Annotated in this window: 18 protein-coding genes; 12 read left to right on the forward strand and 6 right to left on the reverse strand. The window is 73.7% G+C overall.

Annotated elements, in window-relative coordinates:
* Nucleotides 1–21 precede the first annotated feature (21 nt).
* The 4 genes from ACSNN8_RS02255 to ACSNN8_RS02270 all read left to right on the forward strand — a co-directional run bounded on the left by ACSNN8_RS02255 (nucleotide 22) and on the right by ACSNN8_RS02270 (nucleotide 1921).
* Nucleotides 22–753, forward strand: a complete 732-nt coding sequence (locus ACSNN8_RS02255; RefSeq protein WP_436646604.1) for a VOC family protein — start codon at nucleotides 22–24, stop codon at nucleotides 751–753.
* A 44-nt stretch (nucleotides 754–797) separates the two neighbouring features.
* Nucleotides 798–992 carry a DUF3072 domain-containing protein gene (locus ACSNN8_RS02260; protein ID WP_436646606.1) on the forward strand — a complete coding sequence of 65 codons (195 nt, stop codon included), beginning with the start codon at nucleotides 798–800 and terminating at the stop codon, nucleotides 990–992.
* 88 nt (nucleotides 993–1080) lie between these two features.
* The gene (locus ACSNN8_RS02265) at nucleotides 1081–1317 is read left to right on the forward strand and encodes a helix-turn-helix domain-containing protein (RefSeq protein WP_184956233.1); all 237 of its coding nucleotides are present in this window, start codon (nucleotides 1081–1083) and stop codon (nucleotides 1315–1317) included.
* A 4-nt stretch (nucleotides 1318–1321) separates the two neighbouring features.
* Nucleotides 1322–1921, forward strand: a complete 600-nt coding sequence (locus ACSNN8_RS02270) for a Clp protease N-terminal domain-containing protein (RefSeq protein ID WP_436646607.1) — start codon at nucleotides 1322–1324, stop codon at nucleotides 1919–1921.
* Nucleotides 1922–1924: 3 nt separating this feature from the next.
* On the opposite strand, the gene ACSNN8_RS02275 is transcribed toward ACSNN8_RS02270, so the two are convergent.
* The gene (locus ACSNN8_RS02275; protein ID WP_436646609.1) at nucleotides 1925–2368 is read right to left on the reverse strand and encodes a hypothetical protein; all 444 of its coding nucleotides are present in this window, start codon (nucleotides 2366–2368) and stop codon (nucleotides 1925–1927) included.
* A 34-nt stretch (nucleotides 2369–2402) separates the two neighbouring features.
* Between ACSNN8_RS02275 and ACSNN8_RS02280 the strand changes: the two genes are divergently transcribed.
* Together ACSNN8_RS02280 and ACSNN8_RS02285 are read left to right on the forward strand one after the other, a co-directional pair.
* Nucleotides 2403–3245 (forward strand): NAD-dependent epimerase/dehydratase family protein, encoded by an 843-nt coding sequence (locus tag ACSNN8_RS02280; RefSeq protein WP_436646611.1) that lies wholly within the window; start codon nucleotides 2403–2405, stop codon nucleotides 3243–3245.
* Nucleotides 3242–4462 carry an enolase C-terminal domain-like protein gene (locus ACSNN8_RS02285; protein WP_436646613.1) on the forward strand — a complete coding sequence of 407 codons (1221 nt, stop codon included), beginning with the start codon at nucleotides 3242–3244 and terminating at the stop codon, nucleotides 4460–4462. The genes ACSNN8_RS02280 and ACSNN8_RS02285 overlap by 4 nt, the downstream gene beginning before the upstream one ends.
* Nucleotides 4463–4466: 4 nt before the next feature.
* Here ACSNN8_RS02285 and ACSNN8_RS02290 read toward each other — a convergent pair whose 3' ends face one another.
* Nucleotides 4467–5129 (reverse strand): Type 1 glutamine amidotransferase-like domain-containing protein, encoded by a 663-nt coding sequence (locus ACSNN8_RS02290; RefSeq protein WP_436646615.1) that lies wholly within the window; start codon nucleotides 5127–5129, stop codon nucleotides 4467–4469.
* An 86-nt stretch (nucleotides 5130–5215) separates the two neighbouring features.
* Between ACSNN8_RS02290 and ACSNN8_RS02295 the strand changes: the two genes are divergently transcribed.
* Genes ACSNN8_RS02295 through ACSNN8_RS02310 form a run of 4 tightly spaced genes read left to right on the forward strand, consistent with a single transcriptional unit; the run spans nucleotide 5216 to nucleotide 8440 of the window.
* Nucleotides 5216–5725, forward strand: coding sequence for a winged helix-turn-helix transcriptional regulator (locus tag ACSNN8_RS02295; protein WP_436646617.1), 510 nt, complete (start codon nucleotides 5216–5218; stop codon nucleotides 5723–5725).
* Nucleotides 5726–5770: 45 nt separating this feature from the next.
* Complete coding sequence (locus tag ACSNN8_RS02300) at nucleotides 5771–6211, forward strand: MarR family winged helix-turn-helix transcriptional regulator (protein ID WP_436646619.1); 441 nt, start codon at nucleotides 5771–5773, stop codon at nucleotides 6209–6211.
* Between the two features lie 12 nt (nucleotides 6212–6223).
* On the forward strand, nucleotides 6224–7192 hold the full coding sequence (locus ACSNN8_RS02305) for a pirin family protein (protein ID WP_436646621.1): 969 nt from the start codon (nucleotides 6224–6226) through the stop codon (nucleotides 7190–7192).
* 48 nt (nucleotides 7193–7240) lie between these two features.
* Nucleotides 7241–8440: an aminopeptidase gene (locus ACSNN8_RS02310; RefSeq protein WP_436646623.1), complete on the forward strand. Its 1200-nt coding sequence runs from the start codon at nucleotides 7241–7243 to the stop codon at nucleotides 8438–8440.
* A gap of 22 nt (nucleotides 8441–8462) precedes the next feature.
* Here ACSNN8_RS02310 and ACSNN8_RS02315 read toward each other — a convergent pair whose 3' ends face one another.
* The gene (locus ACSNN8_RS02315) at nucleotides 8463–8600 is read right to left on the reverse strand and encodes a hypothetical protein (RefSeq protein WP_436646625.1); all 138 of its coding nucleotides are present in this window, start codon (nucleotides 8598–8600) and stop codon (nucleotides 8463–8465) included.
* Nucleotides 8601–8677: 77 nt separating this feature from the next.
* Here ACSNN8_RS02315 and ACSNN8_RS02320 point away from each other — a divergent pair, with 77 nt between their 5' ends.
* Nucleotides 8678–10252 (forward strand): phospholipase D family protein, encoded by a 1575-nt coding sequence (locus ACSNN8_RS02320; RefSeq protein ID WP_436646627.1) that lies wholly within the window; start codon nucleotides 8678–8680, stop codon nucleotides 10250–10252.
* Here ACSNN8_RS02320 and ACSNN8_RS02325 read toward each other — a convergent pair.
* Nucleotides 10239–10778 carry a DUF6817 domain-containing protein gene (locus ACSNN8_RS02325; RefSeq protein ID WP_436646629.1) on the reverse strand — a complete coding sequence of 180 codons (540 nt, stop codon included), beginning with the start codon at nucleotides 10776–10778 and terminating at the stop codon, nucleotides 10239–10241. The genes ACSNN8_RS02320 and ACSNN8_RS02325 overlap by 14 nt on opposite strands.
* On the reverse strand, nucleotides 10775–11854 hold the full coding sequence (locus ACSNN8_RS02330) for a protein-L-isoaspartate O-methyltransferase family protein (RefSeq protein WP_436646631.1): 1080 nt from the start codon (nucleotides 11852–11854) through the stop codon (nucleotides 10775–10777). Before ACSNN8_RS02330 ends, ACSNN8_RS02325 begins: the two co-directional genes overlap by 4 nt.
* Before the next feature lie 106 nt (nucleotides 11855–11960).
* Between ACSNN8_RS02330 and ACSNN8_RS02335 the strand changes: the two genes are divergently transcribed.
* Nucleotides 11961–12791, forward strand: coding sequence for an alpha/beta fold hydrolase (locus tag ACSNN8_RS02335; protein WP_436646633.1), 831 nt, complete (start codon nucleotides 11961–11963; stop codon nucleotides 12789–12791).
* 170 nt (nucleotides 12792–12961) lie between these two features.
* Here ACSNN8_RS02335 and ACSNN8_RS02340 read toward each other — a convergent pair whose 3' ends face one another.
* Nucleotides 12962–14113: a phosphotransferase family protein gene (locus tag ACSNN8_RS02340; RefSeq protein WP_436646634.1), complete on the reverse strand. Its 1152-nt coding sequence runs from the start codon at nucleotides 14111–14113 to the stop codon at nucleotides 12962–12964.
* Nucleotides 14114–14128: the final 15 nt, after the last annotated feature.

The following is a 14128-nucleotide window of genomic DNA, read 5'->3' on the forward strand; positions in this document are numbered from 1 at the left end:
GCGCCGTCGACCCCCTGCTGGGTGGAGCTGTCGGTTCCGGACCCTGACGACGCGGCGGGGTTCTACGCCGGACTGTTCGGCTGGCAGGTCGAGGGTGATCGATTCGTGCTCGACGGCTGCGCGGTGGCGGGCCTGAGCCGTACGCGCCCGAACCGGCCCGCCGGCTGGCTGACCTATCTGGCCACGCCCGATCTGCAGGCGACCACCGAGCGCGTCACCCGGGCCCGCGGCCGGGCCCTGACCTGGCCCGAGCAGCGGCAGGGCGCCTGCAGCGCGATCGTGGCCGACGCGGACGGCGCGGTCTTCGGGCTCTGGCAGACCGCCGGATTCGCCGGCGCGCAGCTGCGCGGCGAGCCGGGCACGATGGAGTGGGCCGACCTGCTGACCGGCGACGTGGCCGCCGCGACCGCCTTCTACGGCTCGGTCTTCGGCTGGACGCTCACCCACGAGTTCGGCAGCGGCGAGTGGCTCAGCCAGGCGCACGACTCGGTGGCCGGGCTGATCACCGGGCGCTACGACGTGCGCTGGCAGCCCTCGTTCCAGGTGGCCGACACCACCGACGCGATCGACCGGTGCGCCGCCCTGGGCGGCCGGGTGGTGTCCGGGCCGGTGGAGATGGGCCTGGGCAGCTACGTCGAGATGGTGGACCCCTCGGGTGCGCCGTTCGCCGTGACCGCGCCGGTGCATCGCCCGGTCGAGTTGAACGTGGCCTACAACGACATCATCGGCATGGAGTTGACGTACGGCGGGTAGAAGAACACGCGTTCGAACGAATCTACCGCCGGAAGGATGGCGCGATGAGCGACCAGTCGAACGCCGAGAAGGACCCGTCGGACTGGGTCACCGGTGACGAGCCGGCGACCGGCGCCCAGGAGTCCTACCTGCACACCCTCGCCGGGGAGGCGAAGGAGGACGTGCCGGACGGGCTCACGAAGGCCGAGGCGTCCCAGATGATCGAGGAGCTGCAGTCGAAGACCGGCCGCGGCCAGTAACAAAAAAGCCGGCCCGCGGGCCGGCTTTTTTGTGCCCGAGGTGTCAACCGGGGTTGACGACAGCGCATCGTCAACGTAAGTTGACAGCATGACCGAAGCAACCGACCTCGCCGCGGCGGCGAGCAGCGCCGATCCCCGGGTCGGGCTGCGCGCGGTCGTGGCGCTGCGCCGCCTGCTCGAGGGCCTCGAGCATCTGCAGGTGGCCAACGCGCGCCGCAAGGGCTGGTCCTGGCAGGAGATCGCCGACGCCCTCGAGGTGACCCGTCAGGGCGTTCACAAGAAGCACGCGCGCCTCATGCCGGCGCCGGACCCACGGGAGGACTGAGCCGATGTTCGAGCGATTCACGGCCGGAGCGCGCGCCGTCGTCACCGGCGCACAGGCCGAGGCGCGCCGCCTGCACCACGACCACATCGGCACCGAGCACGTGCTCCTCGCCCTGCTCGCGGATCCGGCCGGGCCGGTCGCCCGGTCCACCGGCCTGGAGGCCGACGCCGTACGCGCCGAGGTCCTGCGCCGGATCGGCGGCCACACCGAGGGCGGTCCCGTCCTCAGCGACGCCGACGCCGAGGACGCCGCCGCGCTCAAGGCGATCGGCATCGACCTGGCCGCGGTCCGCGAGGCGATCGAGGCGAACTTCGGCGCGGGCGCCCTGCACCTGCCCCGCCCGGTGCAGAAGAAGCAGGGCGTGTTCCGCAAGCTCTACCGGACCCGCGGGCACATCCCGTTCACCGACCGCAACAAGAAGGTGCTCGAGCTGTCGCTGCGCGAGGCGATCCGGCTCAAGCAGAAGTTCATCGCGCCCGAGCACATCATGCTGGGGCTGCTGCGCGAGGGCCGGGGCCTGGCCGCGCTGATCCTCGCCGACCACGGCGTCGACTTCGACCGGCTGCGCGCCGACCTGGAGCGCTCGGTGCAGGCCGCGGCCTAGGCTCTAGTCGCCGCGGTAGTAGACGCGCAGCTGGTGGCCGTCGGCGGTGTGGTGCCAGCCGACGTCGCCGAGCGCCGTGATGTCGGGCCGCTTCTCGAGCCAGGCGGCCGCCATCGCGAACGCCTCGGCGGGCGTGTCGCCGACGAAGACGGCCCGGCGCTCCCACTCCTCGAAGACGCTCGGCAGCCCGCGGTGCCGCGGGCGGGGCCCCGACACGACGGCCGTGCGGCCGACCCGCCGGCCGTCGCGCACGCCCTGCACGAACCACTCGTTGACGGCCTCGTCGTGCTCGACCGCCCAGCCGTCGATGCGGCCGATGTGGTCGAGGATCGCGGTGCGCGCACAGTCCAGCGCGGCGTCGAGCGAGGCGAAATCGATCTCCTCGCCGCCGTACTCCACGCGGTACGCCATGCGCTGCCCCCACCGGCCCGGCCGAACCCAGGGCACGATGATAGGCGATGGTCCGAGTAAGTTTCAGATCATGCCTGCTCACGTGCTCGTGACCGGGGCGGCCGGCCGCATCGGCACCGCCGTGCTCGACCTGCTCGCCGCCGAGGGCGTCAGCACCACGGCGCTCGTGCTCGAACCCGCCGGCACGCGGGCCGGCCGCACGCTCGCCGGCGACGCCCGCGACCCTGCCCTGGTCGCCGACGCGCTCGACGGCGCCGACGCGGTCATCCACCTGGCCGCCATCCCGCACCCGGGCGGCGACCCCGACGCCGAGGTCTTCGCGCGCAACTCGCAGGCCACGTTCACGGTGCTCGACCAGGCCGCCCGCCGCGGCGTGCCGAACGCGGTGATCGCCAGCAGCTACGCGATCTGCGGGCTGCCGTTCGCCCGCCGGCCGCTGAGCATGCCGTACCTGCCGATCGACGCCCACCTGCCGTTGCAGATCACCGACCCGTACGCCCTGTCGAAGCGCGCCGACGAGGCCACCGCCGACATGATCCACCGGCAGTACGGGACGACCGTGGTCGCGCTGCGCCTGCCGTTCGTGGGGGCGGCCGGCGACCGCCTCGGCCCGATGGCCGAGCTGTTCGCGCGCGACCCCGGCCACGGCGCCGCCGACGTCTGGAGCTACCTCGACGTCCGCGACGCCGCCCGCGCGCTGGTGGCCGCGCTGACCCCCGCCGTGCCCGGCAACCACGTGCTCTACGTGGCCGCTCCCCGCACGCTCGCCCCGCAGCCCACCGAGTGGCTGCTCGACCGGTTCCACCCCGGGGTCCCGCGGCCGCGCTTCGAGGGCCGTACCGTCCCGATCGACCTCGCCCCGGCCCGTGACCTGCTGGGGTTCGCCGCCGAGCACGAGTTCCCGGTCGGATGAGCGCGCCCACGATCACCGCCGTCCGGGTCGTCGTGACCGCGCCCGAGGGCGTGAACCTCGTCGTCGTGCGGCTCGACACCTCCGAGCCCGGCCTGTACGGGCTGGGCTGCGCGACCTTCCACCAGCGGTTCGCCGCCGTGGTCGCCGCGCTCGAGACGCACCTCGTCCCGCAGCTGATCGGCCGGGACGTCTCGCAGATCTCCGACATCGGGCGCACGCTGCACTTCTCGTCCTACTGGCGGGGCGGCCCGGTGCTCAACAGCGCCCTGTCCGGGATCGACATGGCGCTGTGGGACATCGCGGGCAAGCGCGCCGGCCTGCCCGTCTGCGACCTGCTCGGCGGGCGGCTGCGCGGCGCCGTGCCGGTCTACCTGCATGCCTCCGGCGCGGACGTCGAACAGACGCTCGACCACGCGCAGGCCCTGATCGAGGCCGGCTACCGGCACGTCCGGCTGCAGACCGGCCAGCCCGGGCTCGGCACGTACGGGGCGCCCGGCATCGCGGGCGGCTATCCCGGCGCGCCCTATCCGGACGGCTGGGACGTGGGCTTCTACCTCGCGCAGACGCCCCGGTTGTTCGCCGCCGCCCGCGAGCGGCTCGGCGACGACGTGGAGCTGCTGCACGACGTGCACAGCCGGCTCACCCCCAAGCAGGCGGTCACGCTGGCGCGGGCGCTCGAGCCGTACCGCCTGTTCTTCCTCGAGGACGTGGTGGCGCCCGAGCACTACGACCACCTGCCCGCGGTGCGCGCGGCCTCCCCGGTGCCGCTGGCCGTGGGCGAGCTGACCGCCTCGGTGACCGACGCCGCCCGCCTGGTCACCTCCGGCGGGATCGACCTGCTGCGCTGTCACGTCTCCGCGATCGGCGGGCTCACCCCGGGGCACAAACTCGCCGTCCTCTGCGAGCTGCACGGCGTGCAGACCGCCTGGCACGCGCCCGCCGACGTCTCCCCCGTCGGCGCCGCCGCCAACCTGGCGCTCGACCTGACCAGCCCGGCCTTCGGCATCCAGGAGGGGCACGTGTACGCCGACGTCGTCCACGAGATCTTCCCCGGCACGCCGGTGGTGGAGGCCGGATACGCCCGCCCGTCCACCGCCCCCGGCTGGGGCATCGAGCTGGACGAGAAGGCCGCGGCGGCCTTCCCGCCCGTGCTCGGCGCTCACGAGCAGTGGGCCGCCACCGTCCGCCGGCCGGACGGCTCGGTGGAGGCGCCCTGACGCGTCAGCCGAACAGCTTCCAGGTGCCCTCGGAGACGACCTCGACGACGCCGTCGACCACCTTGATGGCGGTCTGCTCGTCGATCGCGTACGCCGGGTTCGGCAGCCCCGCGGCCCACCGCTGCGCCTCGGCCAGGGTGTTCTCCGGCATCTCCGGGTGGTCCAGGTGCGGGAAGATCGAGAACGGGACGACCCCCAGCGTGCTGTCGTCGCCCGAAGGCGGGTCCCACTCGACGAACTCCGGCCCGATCCGCGGGGTCATCACCATGCTGCCCGCGGAGATCCCCACCCAGACGCCGGGCAGCGACGGCAGCAGGTCCGCCAGCCCCGACTCGCGCATCCAGTGGCACAGGTACGTGGCGTCGCCGCCGTCCACGAGCAGCGCGTCCGCCTCCCGGACCCACTGCACCCAGCGGTCGCGGTCGATGGTGGGCAGCGCGGTCAGCTCGAGCACCCCGAGCGACTTCCACCCCAGCCCCGCCAGCGGCGCGGAGGACGTGCCGCTGATGAAGCGCCAGGTGGTCTCCGGGGTGACCATCGGGTGCCCGTAGTTGGCGGTGGGGATGCACAGGGCGCTCGACTCGGCGATCGGCTTGCCCAGCAGGTCGGTCAGGGCGGCCCGGATGCTCGCGTTCCGGACGCCGCCGGACGTGAGGAGAAGCTTCATGGCGCCTCGCGCCTCCGAAACTGGTTGCAGAGTACAAGTGGTCGCCCGACGGTAGCACCACCGGTTGCGAAGTACCATCAGTGTCGATGACTGTCGAGAAAGACCCGGCGCACCGGTCGGGATGCCCGATCAACCTGGCGGTCGAGGTGCTGGGCGACCGCTGGTCGCTGGTCGTGCTGCGCGACGTCATGTTCGGCGACCGGCACTACTTCCGCGAGCTGCTGACCGGGTCGCAGGAGGGGATCGCCTCCAACCTGCTCGCCGACCGGCTGCGGCGGCTGGTCGCCCACGGGCTCCTGTCGCGCACCCCGGACGCGTCGCACCGGCAGAAGGTCCGCTACAGCCTCACCGAGGCCGGCGTGCAGCTCGTGCCGGTGATGGCGGCGCTGGGCTCGTGGGGACGGCGCCACCAGCCCGCGAGCCACGAGCTCTCGGTCCGCGCCGAGCTGCTCGAGCGCGGCGGCCCCGAGCTGTGGGAGCGGTTCATGGACGAGCTGCGCGAGCAGCACCTCGGCATCCCCCGCCCGCCGCGGACGCCGTCGGTCTTCGCCGAGCTGCAGGCGGCGTACGAGGCCGCGGTCGCGGAAACGGGCTGAGCCGGGCCCTTGATATTTCAGATTTGAAAGAGTTACAGTTTCCGTATGGCCGATCCGCTGACCGACAGCGAACAACTCGCGTGGCGCACGTTCATCGAGAGCTCGTGGGCGCTGCACACCCACCTCGAGGACGAGCTCCGCGCGCAGACCGGCCTCAGCATGAACGACTACCACGTCATGGTCGTGCTGTCCGAGGCGCCGGACCGCCGGCTGCGGATGGGCGAGCTCGCGAAGAGCCTGGTGTTCTCGCCGAGCCGCATCACCTATCAGATCAGCTCGATGGTCAAGCGCGGCCTGGTGAGCAAGCAGCCCTGCCCGGAGGACGGCCGCGGGCAGGAGGCGGTGCTCACCGACGAGGGCATGGCCGCCCTCGAGGCCGCCGCCCCGCTGCATCTGATCACGGTCCGCGACAGCTTCATCGACCACCTCGATCCCGACGAGCTCGCGGTCGTCCACCGCGTGTTCGCCCGGATCCGCAAAGCTTAGGAGGGGCGAGACATGCCCGCCATCACCGTCGACGACGTCCTGGTCCTGCCGCGGCTGCCCGAGCTCGGCCCCGACACCGGCTTCCGGCCGGTCCGCCGCCTCACCACCGCGCCGAGCGGTTACGAGGGCGAGGGCTTCCCCGTACGCCGTGCGTTCGCCGGCGTCCCGCTCAACGAGCTCGACCCGTTCATCCATCTCGACCAGATGGGCGAGGTGGACTACGCGCCGGGCGAGCCCAAGGGCACCCCGTGGCACCCGCACCGCGGCTTCGAGACGGTGACCTACATGATCGACGGGATCATGGACCACCAGGACTCGCTGGGCAGCGGCGGCACGATCGCGAACGGCGACACCCAGTGGATGACCGCCGGCCAGGGCATCCTGCACATCGAGGCCCCGCCCGAGCACCTGGTGACCAGCGGCGGGCTCTTCCACGGCCTGCAGCTCTGGGTCAACCTCCCCCGCGCCGCCAAGATGATCACCCCGAAGTACCAGGACATCCGCGGCCGCGAGTCGGCGCTGCTGACCACCCCCGACGGCGGCGGCCTGATCCGGGTGATCGCCGGCGAGATCGCCGGGCACGCCGGCCCCGGCTCCACGTTCACCCCGATCAACCTGGCGCACGTCACCCTGCAGCCCGGCGCCCGGCTCGACCTGCCCTGGCAGCCCGACTACAACGCGCTGGTCTACGTGCTGGCCGGTCGCGGCACGGTCGGCGCCGAGCAGCGCCCGATCCACCTCGGCCAGCTGGCCGCCCACGGCAAGGGCGACGCGATCCGGGTCACCGCCGACGCCACGCAGGACTCGAACGTCGACGCCCTGGAGCTGTTCATCATGGGCGGCCGCCCGATCCGCGAGCCGGTGGCCCACTACGGCCCGTTCGTCATGAACACCCAGGCCGAGCTCCGGCAGGCGTTCGAGGACTTCCAGAAGGGCCGGCTCGGCGTCGTCCCCGCGGAGCGCCTGCCCCACACCGACTGACCGCGCGCGGGGCGACCGGCCGGCGGGGATTGACATACCCTGCTCGGCATGGCGCTGATCGAGCGATTCGCCGCCCTCGTGGTCCGGGCCGGCGTCAACGTGCAGCCCGGGCAGGGCGTCGTCCTCTACACCGACACGGCCCACCTCGAGATCGCCCGCGCGGTGACGCAGGCGGCTTACGAGGCGGGCGCCGCCTGGGTCGAGCCGGTGTGGACGGACGGGCCCATGCGCCGGTCGGCCGTCGAGCACGCCACTGTGGAGCAGTTGTCCGCCGTACGCCCCTGGGCCCTCTCCCGGATCGAGGAGTGGCGGCAGGCCGGTGTCGCGTGGGTCCGGCTGCTGGGCGACGCGGACCCGCACCTGCTCGACGGGCTCGACCCCGCCAGGGTCGCCGCCTCGCCGGCCGGGGAGCTGCAGGCCATGCGCCGCGCGGTCGTCGACGGCGGCCTGCGCTGGACGGTCGTGGGAGCGCCCAACCCGGGCTGGGCCCGCGAGGTCTTCGGCGAACCGGACGTCGAGCGGCTGTGGAAGGCGGTCGGCACGGCGATGCGGCTCGACCTCGACGACCCGGTGGCCGCCTGGCAGGAACGGGCCGAGATGCTCGCCGAGCGGGCCCGCCGGCTCGACGCGCTGGAGCTGACCGAGCTGCGCTACCACGGGGAGGGCACCGACCTGACCGTCGGGCTGGTGCCGGACACCCGCTGGAAGGGCGGCGGGCTGGTCGACTCCGACGGCATCGCGTACCTGCCGAACATCCCCACCGAGGAGGTCTTCACCAGCCCCGACCGGCGCCACGCCGAGGGCGTGATCCGGGTGACCCGGCCCGTGGTGGTCGGCGGCCGGGTGATCACCGGGTTGCGGGTGACGCTCGCCGGCGGGCGCATCACCGAGGTCACCGCCGACGACGGCGCCTCCGTCGTGCGGGCCCACCTCGACACCGACGAGGGGGCCCGGCGCCTGGGCGAGGTCGCGCTCGTCGACCGGGACAGCCGGATCGCCCGCACCGGCGTGGTGTTCCACAACATGCTGTTCGACGAGAACGCGGCCTGCCACGTAGCGTGGGGTCAGAGCTTCCCGTTCGCCGTGGCCGGCGGCACCGGGATGACCGAGCCGCAGCGCGCCGGGCTGGGGCTGAACATGTCGAGCGTGCACACCGACGTGGTGATCGGCGGCGAGGGCGTCTCGGTCACCGGGCGCGGGCCCCGCGGCACGGTCGCCATCATCCGCGACGACGAGTGGGTGTTGTGACGGCCGGCGCAGCCGCCGGTGGTCAGGCCATGAACAGCATCGCCGAGGTGCCGAGCAGCACGAGCAGGAGCACGGCGATGAGCAGGCCCTTCTCGGCCGCGAGGGCGGAGTCGACGGGGGCGACGGTGTCGGGGGTCGTGGTCAGCGGCTCTGCGCTCATGGCGTGGATCCTCCGGGAGCGGTGGCGCAGCACACTTCGACGTGCGCGCGCCCGGCTGGCGGCTTAAGTTCGGGGGCGTGCCAATGCCGGATTGGTTCCTCAGCGCTGAGGAGCGTGACAACCCCGACTCCTCCATACCCACCTGGTGCACGGGAAACGCGGTCGAACCGCTTATTCACGGCAGAACATATTTCGACCGGCTCGTGACGGAAGTGGAAAGCCTGCGTGAAGGCGACCACCTCTTTTTCACCGACTGGCGCGGCGACCCCGACGAGCTGATGCGCGACGGCGGCCCCACGATCGCCGAGCTGTTCGCGGCGGCGGCCAAGCGCGGCGTCGTGGTCAAGGGCCTGCTGTGGCGATCCCACCTCGACAAGTTCGCCTACAGCGAGGAGGAGAACCGCAACCTCGGCGAGGACATCCGCGCGGCCGGCGGCGAGGTGCTGCTCGACCAGCGCGTCCGGCGGGGCGGCTCGCACCACCAGAAGCTCGTCGTGCTGCGCCACCCCGGCCGCCCGGAGCTCGACGTGGCGTTCGCGGGCGGCATCGACCTGTGCCACAGCCGCCGCGACGACGAGCGGCACCTCGGCGATCCGCAGGCGGTCGCGATGAGCAAGGCGTACGGGGACAACCCGCCGTGGCACGACGTGCAGCTCGCCCTGCGCGGGCCGGTCGTGGGCGTGCTCGACCTGACGTTCCGCGAGCGCTGGCGCGACCCCAACGACCTCGACCAGCACGGCCCGATCTCGACGGTGGCCGACAAGCTGCGCCACGCCGACATGAGCCCCGACCCGCTGCCGCCCCAGCCGCCGGACCCGCCCGAGTGCGGGCCGCACGCCGTGCAGACGCTGCGCACCTATCCCTCGATGCGGCCCAAGTACACGTTCGCTCGCAACGGCGAGCAGACCGTGGCGCGCGGCTACACCAAGGCCATCAAACGGGCGCGCAGCTTCATCTACCTCGAGGACCAGTACCTGTGGTCGGCCGAGGTCGCGCAGCTGTTCGCCGACGCGCTGCGCGCCAACCCCGGGCTGAACCTGATCGCGGTCGTTCCGCGGCACCCCGACGTCGACGGCCGGTTCGCGCTGCCGCCCAACGAGATCGGCCGCGAGCAGGCGCTCTCGCTGTGCGAGCGGGCCGCGCCCGACCGGGTGCACGTCTTCGACCTGGAGAACGAGGCCGGTACGCCGATCTACGTCCACGCGAAGGTGTGCGTGATCGACGACGTGTGGTGCAGCATCGGCAGCGACAACTTCAACCGTCGTTCGTGGACGCACGACAGCGAGCTGTCCAACGCCGTCTTCGACGAGACGCTGGACGAGCGCGACCCGCGCGACCCGGCCGGGCTCGGCGACGGCGCCCGCCGCTTCCCGCGCGAGCTGCGGCTGGCGCTCATGCGCGAGCACCTGTGCCGGCCGGACCTTGAGCTGACCGACCCCGCCGAGATCGTCCGCGAGATGAACGCCGCCGCGGACCGGCTGAAGGCGTGGCACGACGCCGGCCGGACGGGCCCGCGGCCGCCGGGGCGGCTCATGCCGCACTCGCCCGAGAAGCTGCCCTGGTACCAGCGCTGGTGGGCGAGCCCGGCCTACCGCCTGGTCTACGACCCGGACGGCCGCTCGTGGCGCGACCGCCGCGCTAACCAGTGGTGAGGCCGAGCGTGCGGCGGCAGTCCGCCATCACGCTCGGCGAGGCCAGCGGCGCCCACGTTCCGAAGACCGAGCGGAAGTAGTCGCCCGCGCGCGCCGCGATCTCCGCCGAGCGTTCGAACACGTCGAGCTCGTTGACGATGCTCAGGTCGGCGAACGCGCGGACCTGCGCGGGCGTGGGCGACTCGGCGTGCCCGGTGAAGCGGCTCCAGATCGTCTGCGTCGCCGGCAGCGCCCGCCACGTGCGCTCCCGGTCGCAGCCGCCGTACCGGTAGACCATCGCCTCCGCCGCCGGGCCGACCAGCTCGCGCAGCCGCGCCCGCTGCGTCACGTCGAGCAGCACGACCGCGAAACCGTCTGTCCCGTACGCCGCGTGGGTCAGCCCGGCGAGCACCTCGTCCTCGCCCTTGCCGTGCGCCGCGAGCCGCTCGTGCACGCGGACGAGGTGCTCGTACAGCGAGCCGCCGGCGTGCGGGATCGACTCGGCGCCGCGCTCGCGCAGCCAGGCGTGGACGTCTCCGGCTCTCATCGGGTGAGCTCCCAGGTGTGCGGCAGCAGGATCGGGGCGTCCGGGTCGCCGCCGGGGGCGAGGCGGATGTGCCAGGAACGCAGGGAAGGGCGCTGCTCGGCGAGCCAGCGGTCGAGGATCACGACGGCGTCCGCGGCGTACCGGTCGCGCTGCGCTCCGCCGGCCAGGACGCTGCCGTCGGGCAGGATGATCGCTCCACCGGTGCGCTCCTCGTCGAGCAGCATGAGGCAGTTGCGCCGCTGGCGCGGCACGGCGGCGTAGGTGGCCCGCCGGTGCCACACGCCGGCCGCGTACCACAGGTCGTGATAGGCGAGCTCCAGCGGAGGGTCGAAACGGCCTTCCGCGTACGCGGTGAGCTTGCCGAGCGTCCTGGGCGGGGCCGGCGCGGGAAACGGGGACGCCGCCGTGAGCGGCCCCGACGCGGTCATGAAGCCGGCGGGGATCAGCGCCCGCGCCCGCAGGTCGGCGGTGATGCGCAGGACCGGGTGGTTGCCGGCGTGCTCGACCGGCGCCACGACCAGCCCGTCCGGCGCGAGCTGCTCGAACCACCGCGGGGACACCCCGGCGATCCCGACCGTGACGATGACCCGGTCGAACGTCGTACGGTCGCACCCGAGATAGCCGTCGCCGTGCTCGACCCGTACGCCGTCGATCCCGGCCCTGGCCAGCGCCGCCCGCGCCCGGTCCGCGACGTCGCGCTGCGCGTCCACGCTGACCACCGACGCCCCGAGCCGCGCGATCAGCGCCGCGTTGTAGCCGGTGCCCGCGCCGATCTCGAGCACCGTGTGCCCCGGCCGGACGTCCAGCGCCTCGATCATCATCGCCATCAGCGAGGGCTGGCTCGACGAGCTGACCGGCGTCCGGCCGTCCACCTTGGTGACCAGCACGTCGTCGGCGTAGACCAGCTCGAGGAAGTCGCGGTCGGCCGGCCCGGCCCACGTGCCGTCGTGGCGCTGGAACCCCCGCGGCACGAACGCCTCCCGCGGCACCTCGGCGAAGGCGGCCGCCAGCGCCGGCGAGAGGTCGACGCCTCCCTGCCGGATCCGCTCCACGAAGTCCGCCCGGGGCCCGCGCATCCCCCCACCATAGAGGCGCGTCGACGCGTCACGCCGTGATCGGGAGTTGACGATCTGTGACGGAGTCGGTCGTGAGGATCATCGGTGTGCCGGGTAGACGGTCCGCATGGCTGTTTCCGATGTACGAACCCGTCCGCGCCTCGCCCACACCCGGCTCGGTGCGGGAGAACCGCTGGTCCTGCTGCACGGGCAGGGCCTCTCGCGCCGGTCGTGGGCGCCCGTCGTGGAGGAGCTGGCCCGCGAGCGCGACGTCATCGCCGTGGACCTGCCCGGCCACGGCGACTCGCCGCGCCAGCCCAAGGGCGCCGGCAACACCCCGCTCGACCAGGCCCGCGCCGTGGCCGAGCTGCTGGACGAGCTCGGCCTGGCGACGGTGCACGTGGCCGGCAACAGCGTCGGCGGCTGGGTCGCGCTGGAGCTGGCCCGGCTCGGCCGCGCCCGCACCGTCACCGCGCTGTCGCCCGGCGGTCTGTGGGGCCGGCGCGCCCCGCTGTTCATCAGCACCACGATGCGGCAGTCGCGGCTGAACTCCCGGATCGTCCACCGGCTGGCGCCCGACGCGCCGCGCAGCCGCTGGGCCCGCACCGCGTTCATGGCTCAGCTCTCCGGTCAGCCCTCCAAGGTGCCGTACGCCCTGGCGAACGCCGCCATCGAGGACATGGCGACGGCGCCCGGCTTCCGCGAGACCCTGCACGGGGCCGAGCGCACCGGCTTCCGCCACGGCGCCGACATCCACGTGCCCGTCACGGTGGCCTTCGGCACCCGCGACCGCGTGCTCCCGCCGCTGATCACCCGGCGCCGGTCGCAGCTGCCGCCGCAGACCCGCTGGATCAAGATCAAGGGCGCGGGCCACGTCGCCATGTTCGACGAGCCGGGCGCCGTGGTCGCGCTGCTGCTGCACGCCAGCGGCCCCCGGGCCGGCGAGCCCATCCGCTGACGCCTCCCCTGCCCGACGCCTCCCTGGCCGACGCCTTCCCTGGCCGACGCCTTCCCTGGCCGACGCCTTCCCTGGCCGACGCCTCCCCTGGCCGACGCCTCCCCTGGCCGACGCCTCCCCTGGCCGACGCCTCCCCTGGCCGACGCCTCCCCTGGCCGCGGCGAGCCGGTCTAACCGGCGAGCGCCACCGCCGCGGCCAGGGCGGCGGGGACGTCGTCGGCGTGATAGGGCCACTCGGTGGGCTCGATGGCGTCGAGGAACGCCGCGTAGATGAGCGCCGACCGCAGCGCCGCGACCGGGCGCATCAGCGTGACGGCCCGGGCCGGGTCGGAGCCGGGCGCGGTGTGCCGCCAGCGGGCCACCCACTCGTCGATCAGGCGGCCGGCTCCGCTGTCGAGGCCGCCGGTCAGCCGCAGGATGTCGAGGACCGGGTTGCCGAACGTGCAGTCGCCCCAGTCCATGATGGTCAGCCGGCCGCCCGCGTCGGTGCGGGCGTTGCCGGGGTGCAGGTCGCCGTGCACGAGGGTGTCGGGCAGACCGCAGGCGGCGATGGCGGCGAAGCGGCGCGGCAGGTCGGCGATCAGCTCGCGCAGGCCGGGGATCGCGCCGAGGTGCGGTTCGGCGACGCGCACGTAGTCGCCGAGCGTGCGGTCGAGGCGGGCGTCGGGGATGCCCGCCAGCGGGCCGGGGTCGGCGGCGAAGTGCTCCTGCACGGGGTGGAAGGCGGCGGCGATCGCCGCGCACACGTCGGCGCCGGCCTCGTAGCGGTCCTCGCCGGGCGCGTGCGCGAGCAGCATGCGGCCGTGCTCGCCGTCCGCGATCAGCTCCGGCACCAGCCCCGGCGCCACGCCGCCGACCAACCGCAGCGCGTACGGCTCGTGCCCGAAGAAGCGCGGCACCTGCTTGAGCCACGCGACGGGCTGCCCGTCGGCGCCGTCGAGCCGCCAGATCGCCGACAGGTTCCAGGTGCGCTGCTGGTGGGCGGTGGTGCCGGGCACGATCGCGGCCGCCCAGGCGAGCGACGCCGCGGGGCCGCCGACCTCGGCGTAGGCCGCGCGCTTGGGGTGAGCCGCGAACAGGCTCTCCGCGTACGCGGAAACGGGGTCGACCCTCTCGCGGAGCTCGCCGGTGAGCTCGGCCAGATAGGTGACGTGGCCGCCGGGCGGATGCGCGCGGTCGGCCTGCAGCAGCCGCAGCACCTGCACGTCGGCGCCGAACCCGCCGACCTCCTGCCACCACGGCACCTCGGCCTCGAAGGGCCCACGCTCCCCCAGCAGCTCGCCGCCGGGACCGGCGAGCACGAGCGTCACGGTTCTCGTCACGATCGCACCCTAGCG

Origin of the sequence: Actinoplanes sp. URMC 104 (assembly GCF_051386375.1) — a bacterium.
GTDB lineage: Bacteria > Actinomycetota > Actinomycetes > Mycobacteriales > Micromonosporaceae > Actinoplanes.

Excerpts from the sequence above, each read along its gene's own strand:
- ACSNN8_RS02260 (WP_436646606.1), top strand. The coding sequence starts at position 798 with ATGAGCGACCAGTCGAACGCCGAGAAGGACCCGTCGGACTGGGTCACC.
- ACSNN8_RS02265 (WP_184956233.1), top strand. The coding sequence starts at position 1,081 with ATGACCGAAGCAACCGACCTCGCCGCGGCGGCGAGCAGCGCCGATCCC.
- ACSNN8_RS02270 (WP_436646607.1), top strand. The coding sequence starts at position 1,322 with ATGTTCGAGCGATTCACGGCCGGAGCGCGCGCCGTCGTCACCGGCGCA.
- ACSNN8_RS02280 (WP_436646611.1), top strand. The coding sequence starts at position 2,403 with ATGCCTGCTCACGTGCTCGTGACCGGGGCGGCCGGCCGCATCGGCACC.
- ACSNN8_RS02285 (WP_436646613.1), top strand. The coding sequence starts at position 3,242 with ATGAGCGCGCCCACGATCACCGCCGTCCGGGTCGTCGTGACCGCGCCC.
- ACSNN8_RS02290 (WP_436646615.1), bottom strand. The coding sequence starts at position 5,129 with ATGAAGCTTCTCCTCACGTCCGGCGGCGTCCGGAACGCGAGCATCCGG.
- ACSNN8_RS02295 (WP_436646617.1), top strand. The coding sequence starts at position 5,216 with ATGACTGTCGAGAAAGACCCGGCGCACCGGTCGGGATGCCCGATCAAC.
- ACSNN8_RS02300 (WP_436646619.1), top strand. The coding sequence starts at position 5,771 with ATGGCCGATCCGCTGACCGACAGCGAACAACTCGCGTGGCGCACGTTC.
- ACSNN8_RS02305 (WP_436646621.1), top strand. The coding sequence starts at position 6,224 with ATGCCCGCCATCACCGTCGACGACGTCCTGGTCCTGCCGCGGCTGCCC.
- ACSNN8_RS02310 (WP_436646623.1), top strand. The coding sequence starts at position 7,241 with ATGGCGCTGATCGAGCGATTCGCCGCCCTCGTGGTCCGGGCCGGCGTC.
- ACSNN8_RS02315 (WP_436646625.1), bottom strand. The coding sequence starts at position 8,600 with ATGAGCGCAGAGCCGCTGACCACGACCCCCGACACCGTCGCCCCCGTC.
- ACSNN8_RS02325 (WP_436646629.1), bottom strand. The coding sequence starts at position 10,778 with ATGAGAGCCGGAGACGTCCACGCCTGGCTGCGCGAGCGCGGCGCCGAG.
- ACSNN8_RS02330 (WP_436646631.1), bottom strand. The coding sequence starts at position 11,854 with ATGCGCGGGCCCCGGGCGGACTTCGTGGAGCGGATCCGGCAGGGAGGC.
- ACSNN8_RS02335 (WP_436646633.1), top strand. The coding sequence starts at position 11,961 with ATGGCTGTTTCCGATGTACGAACCCGTCCGCGCCTCGCCCACACCCGG.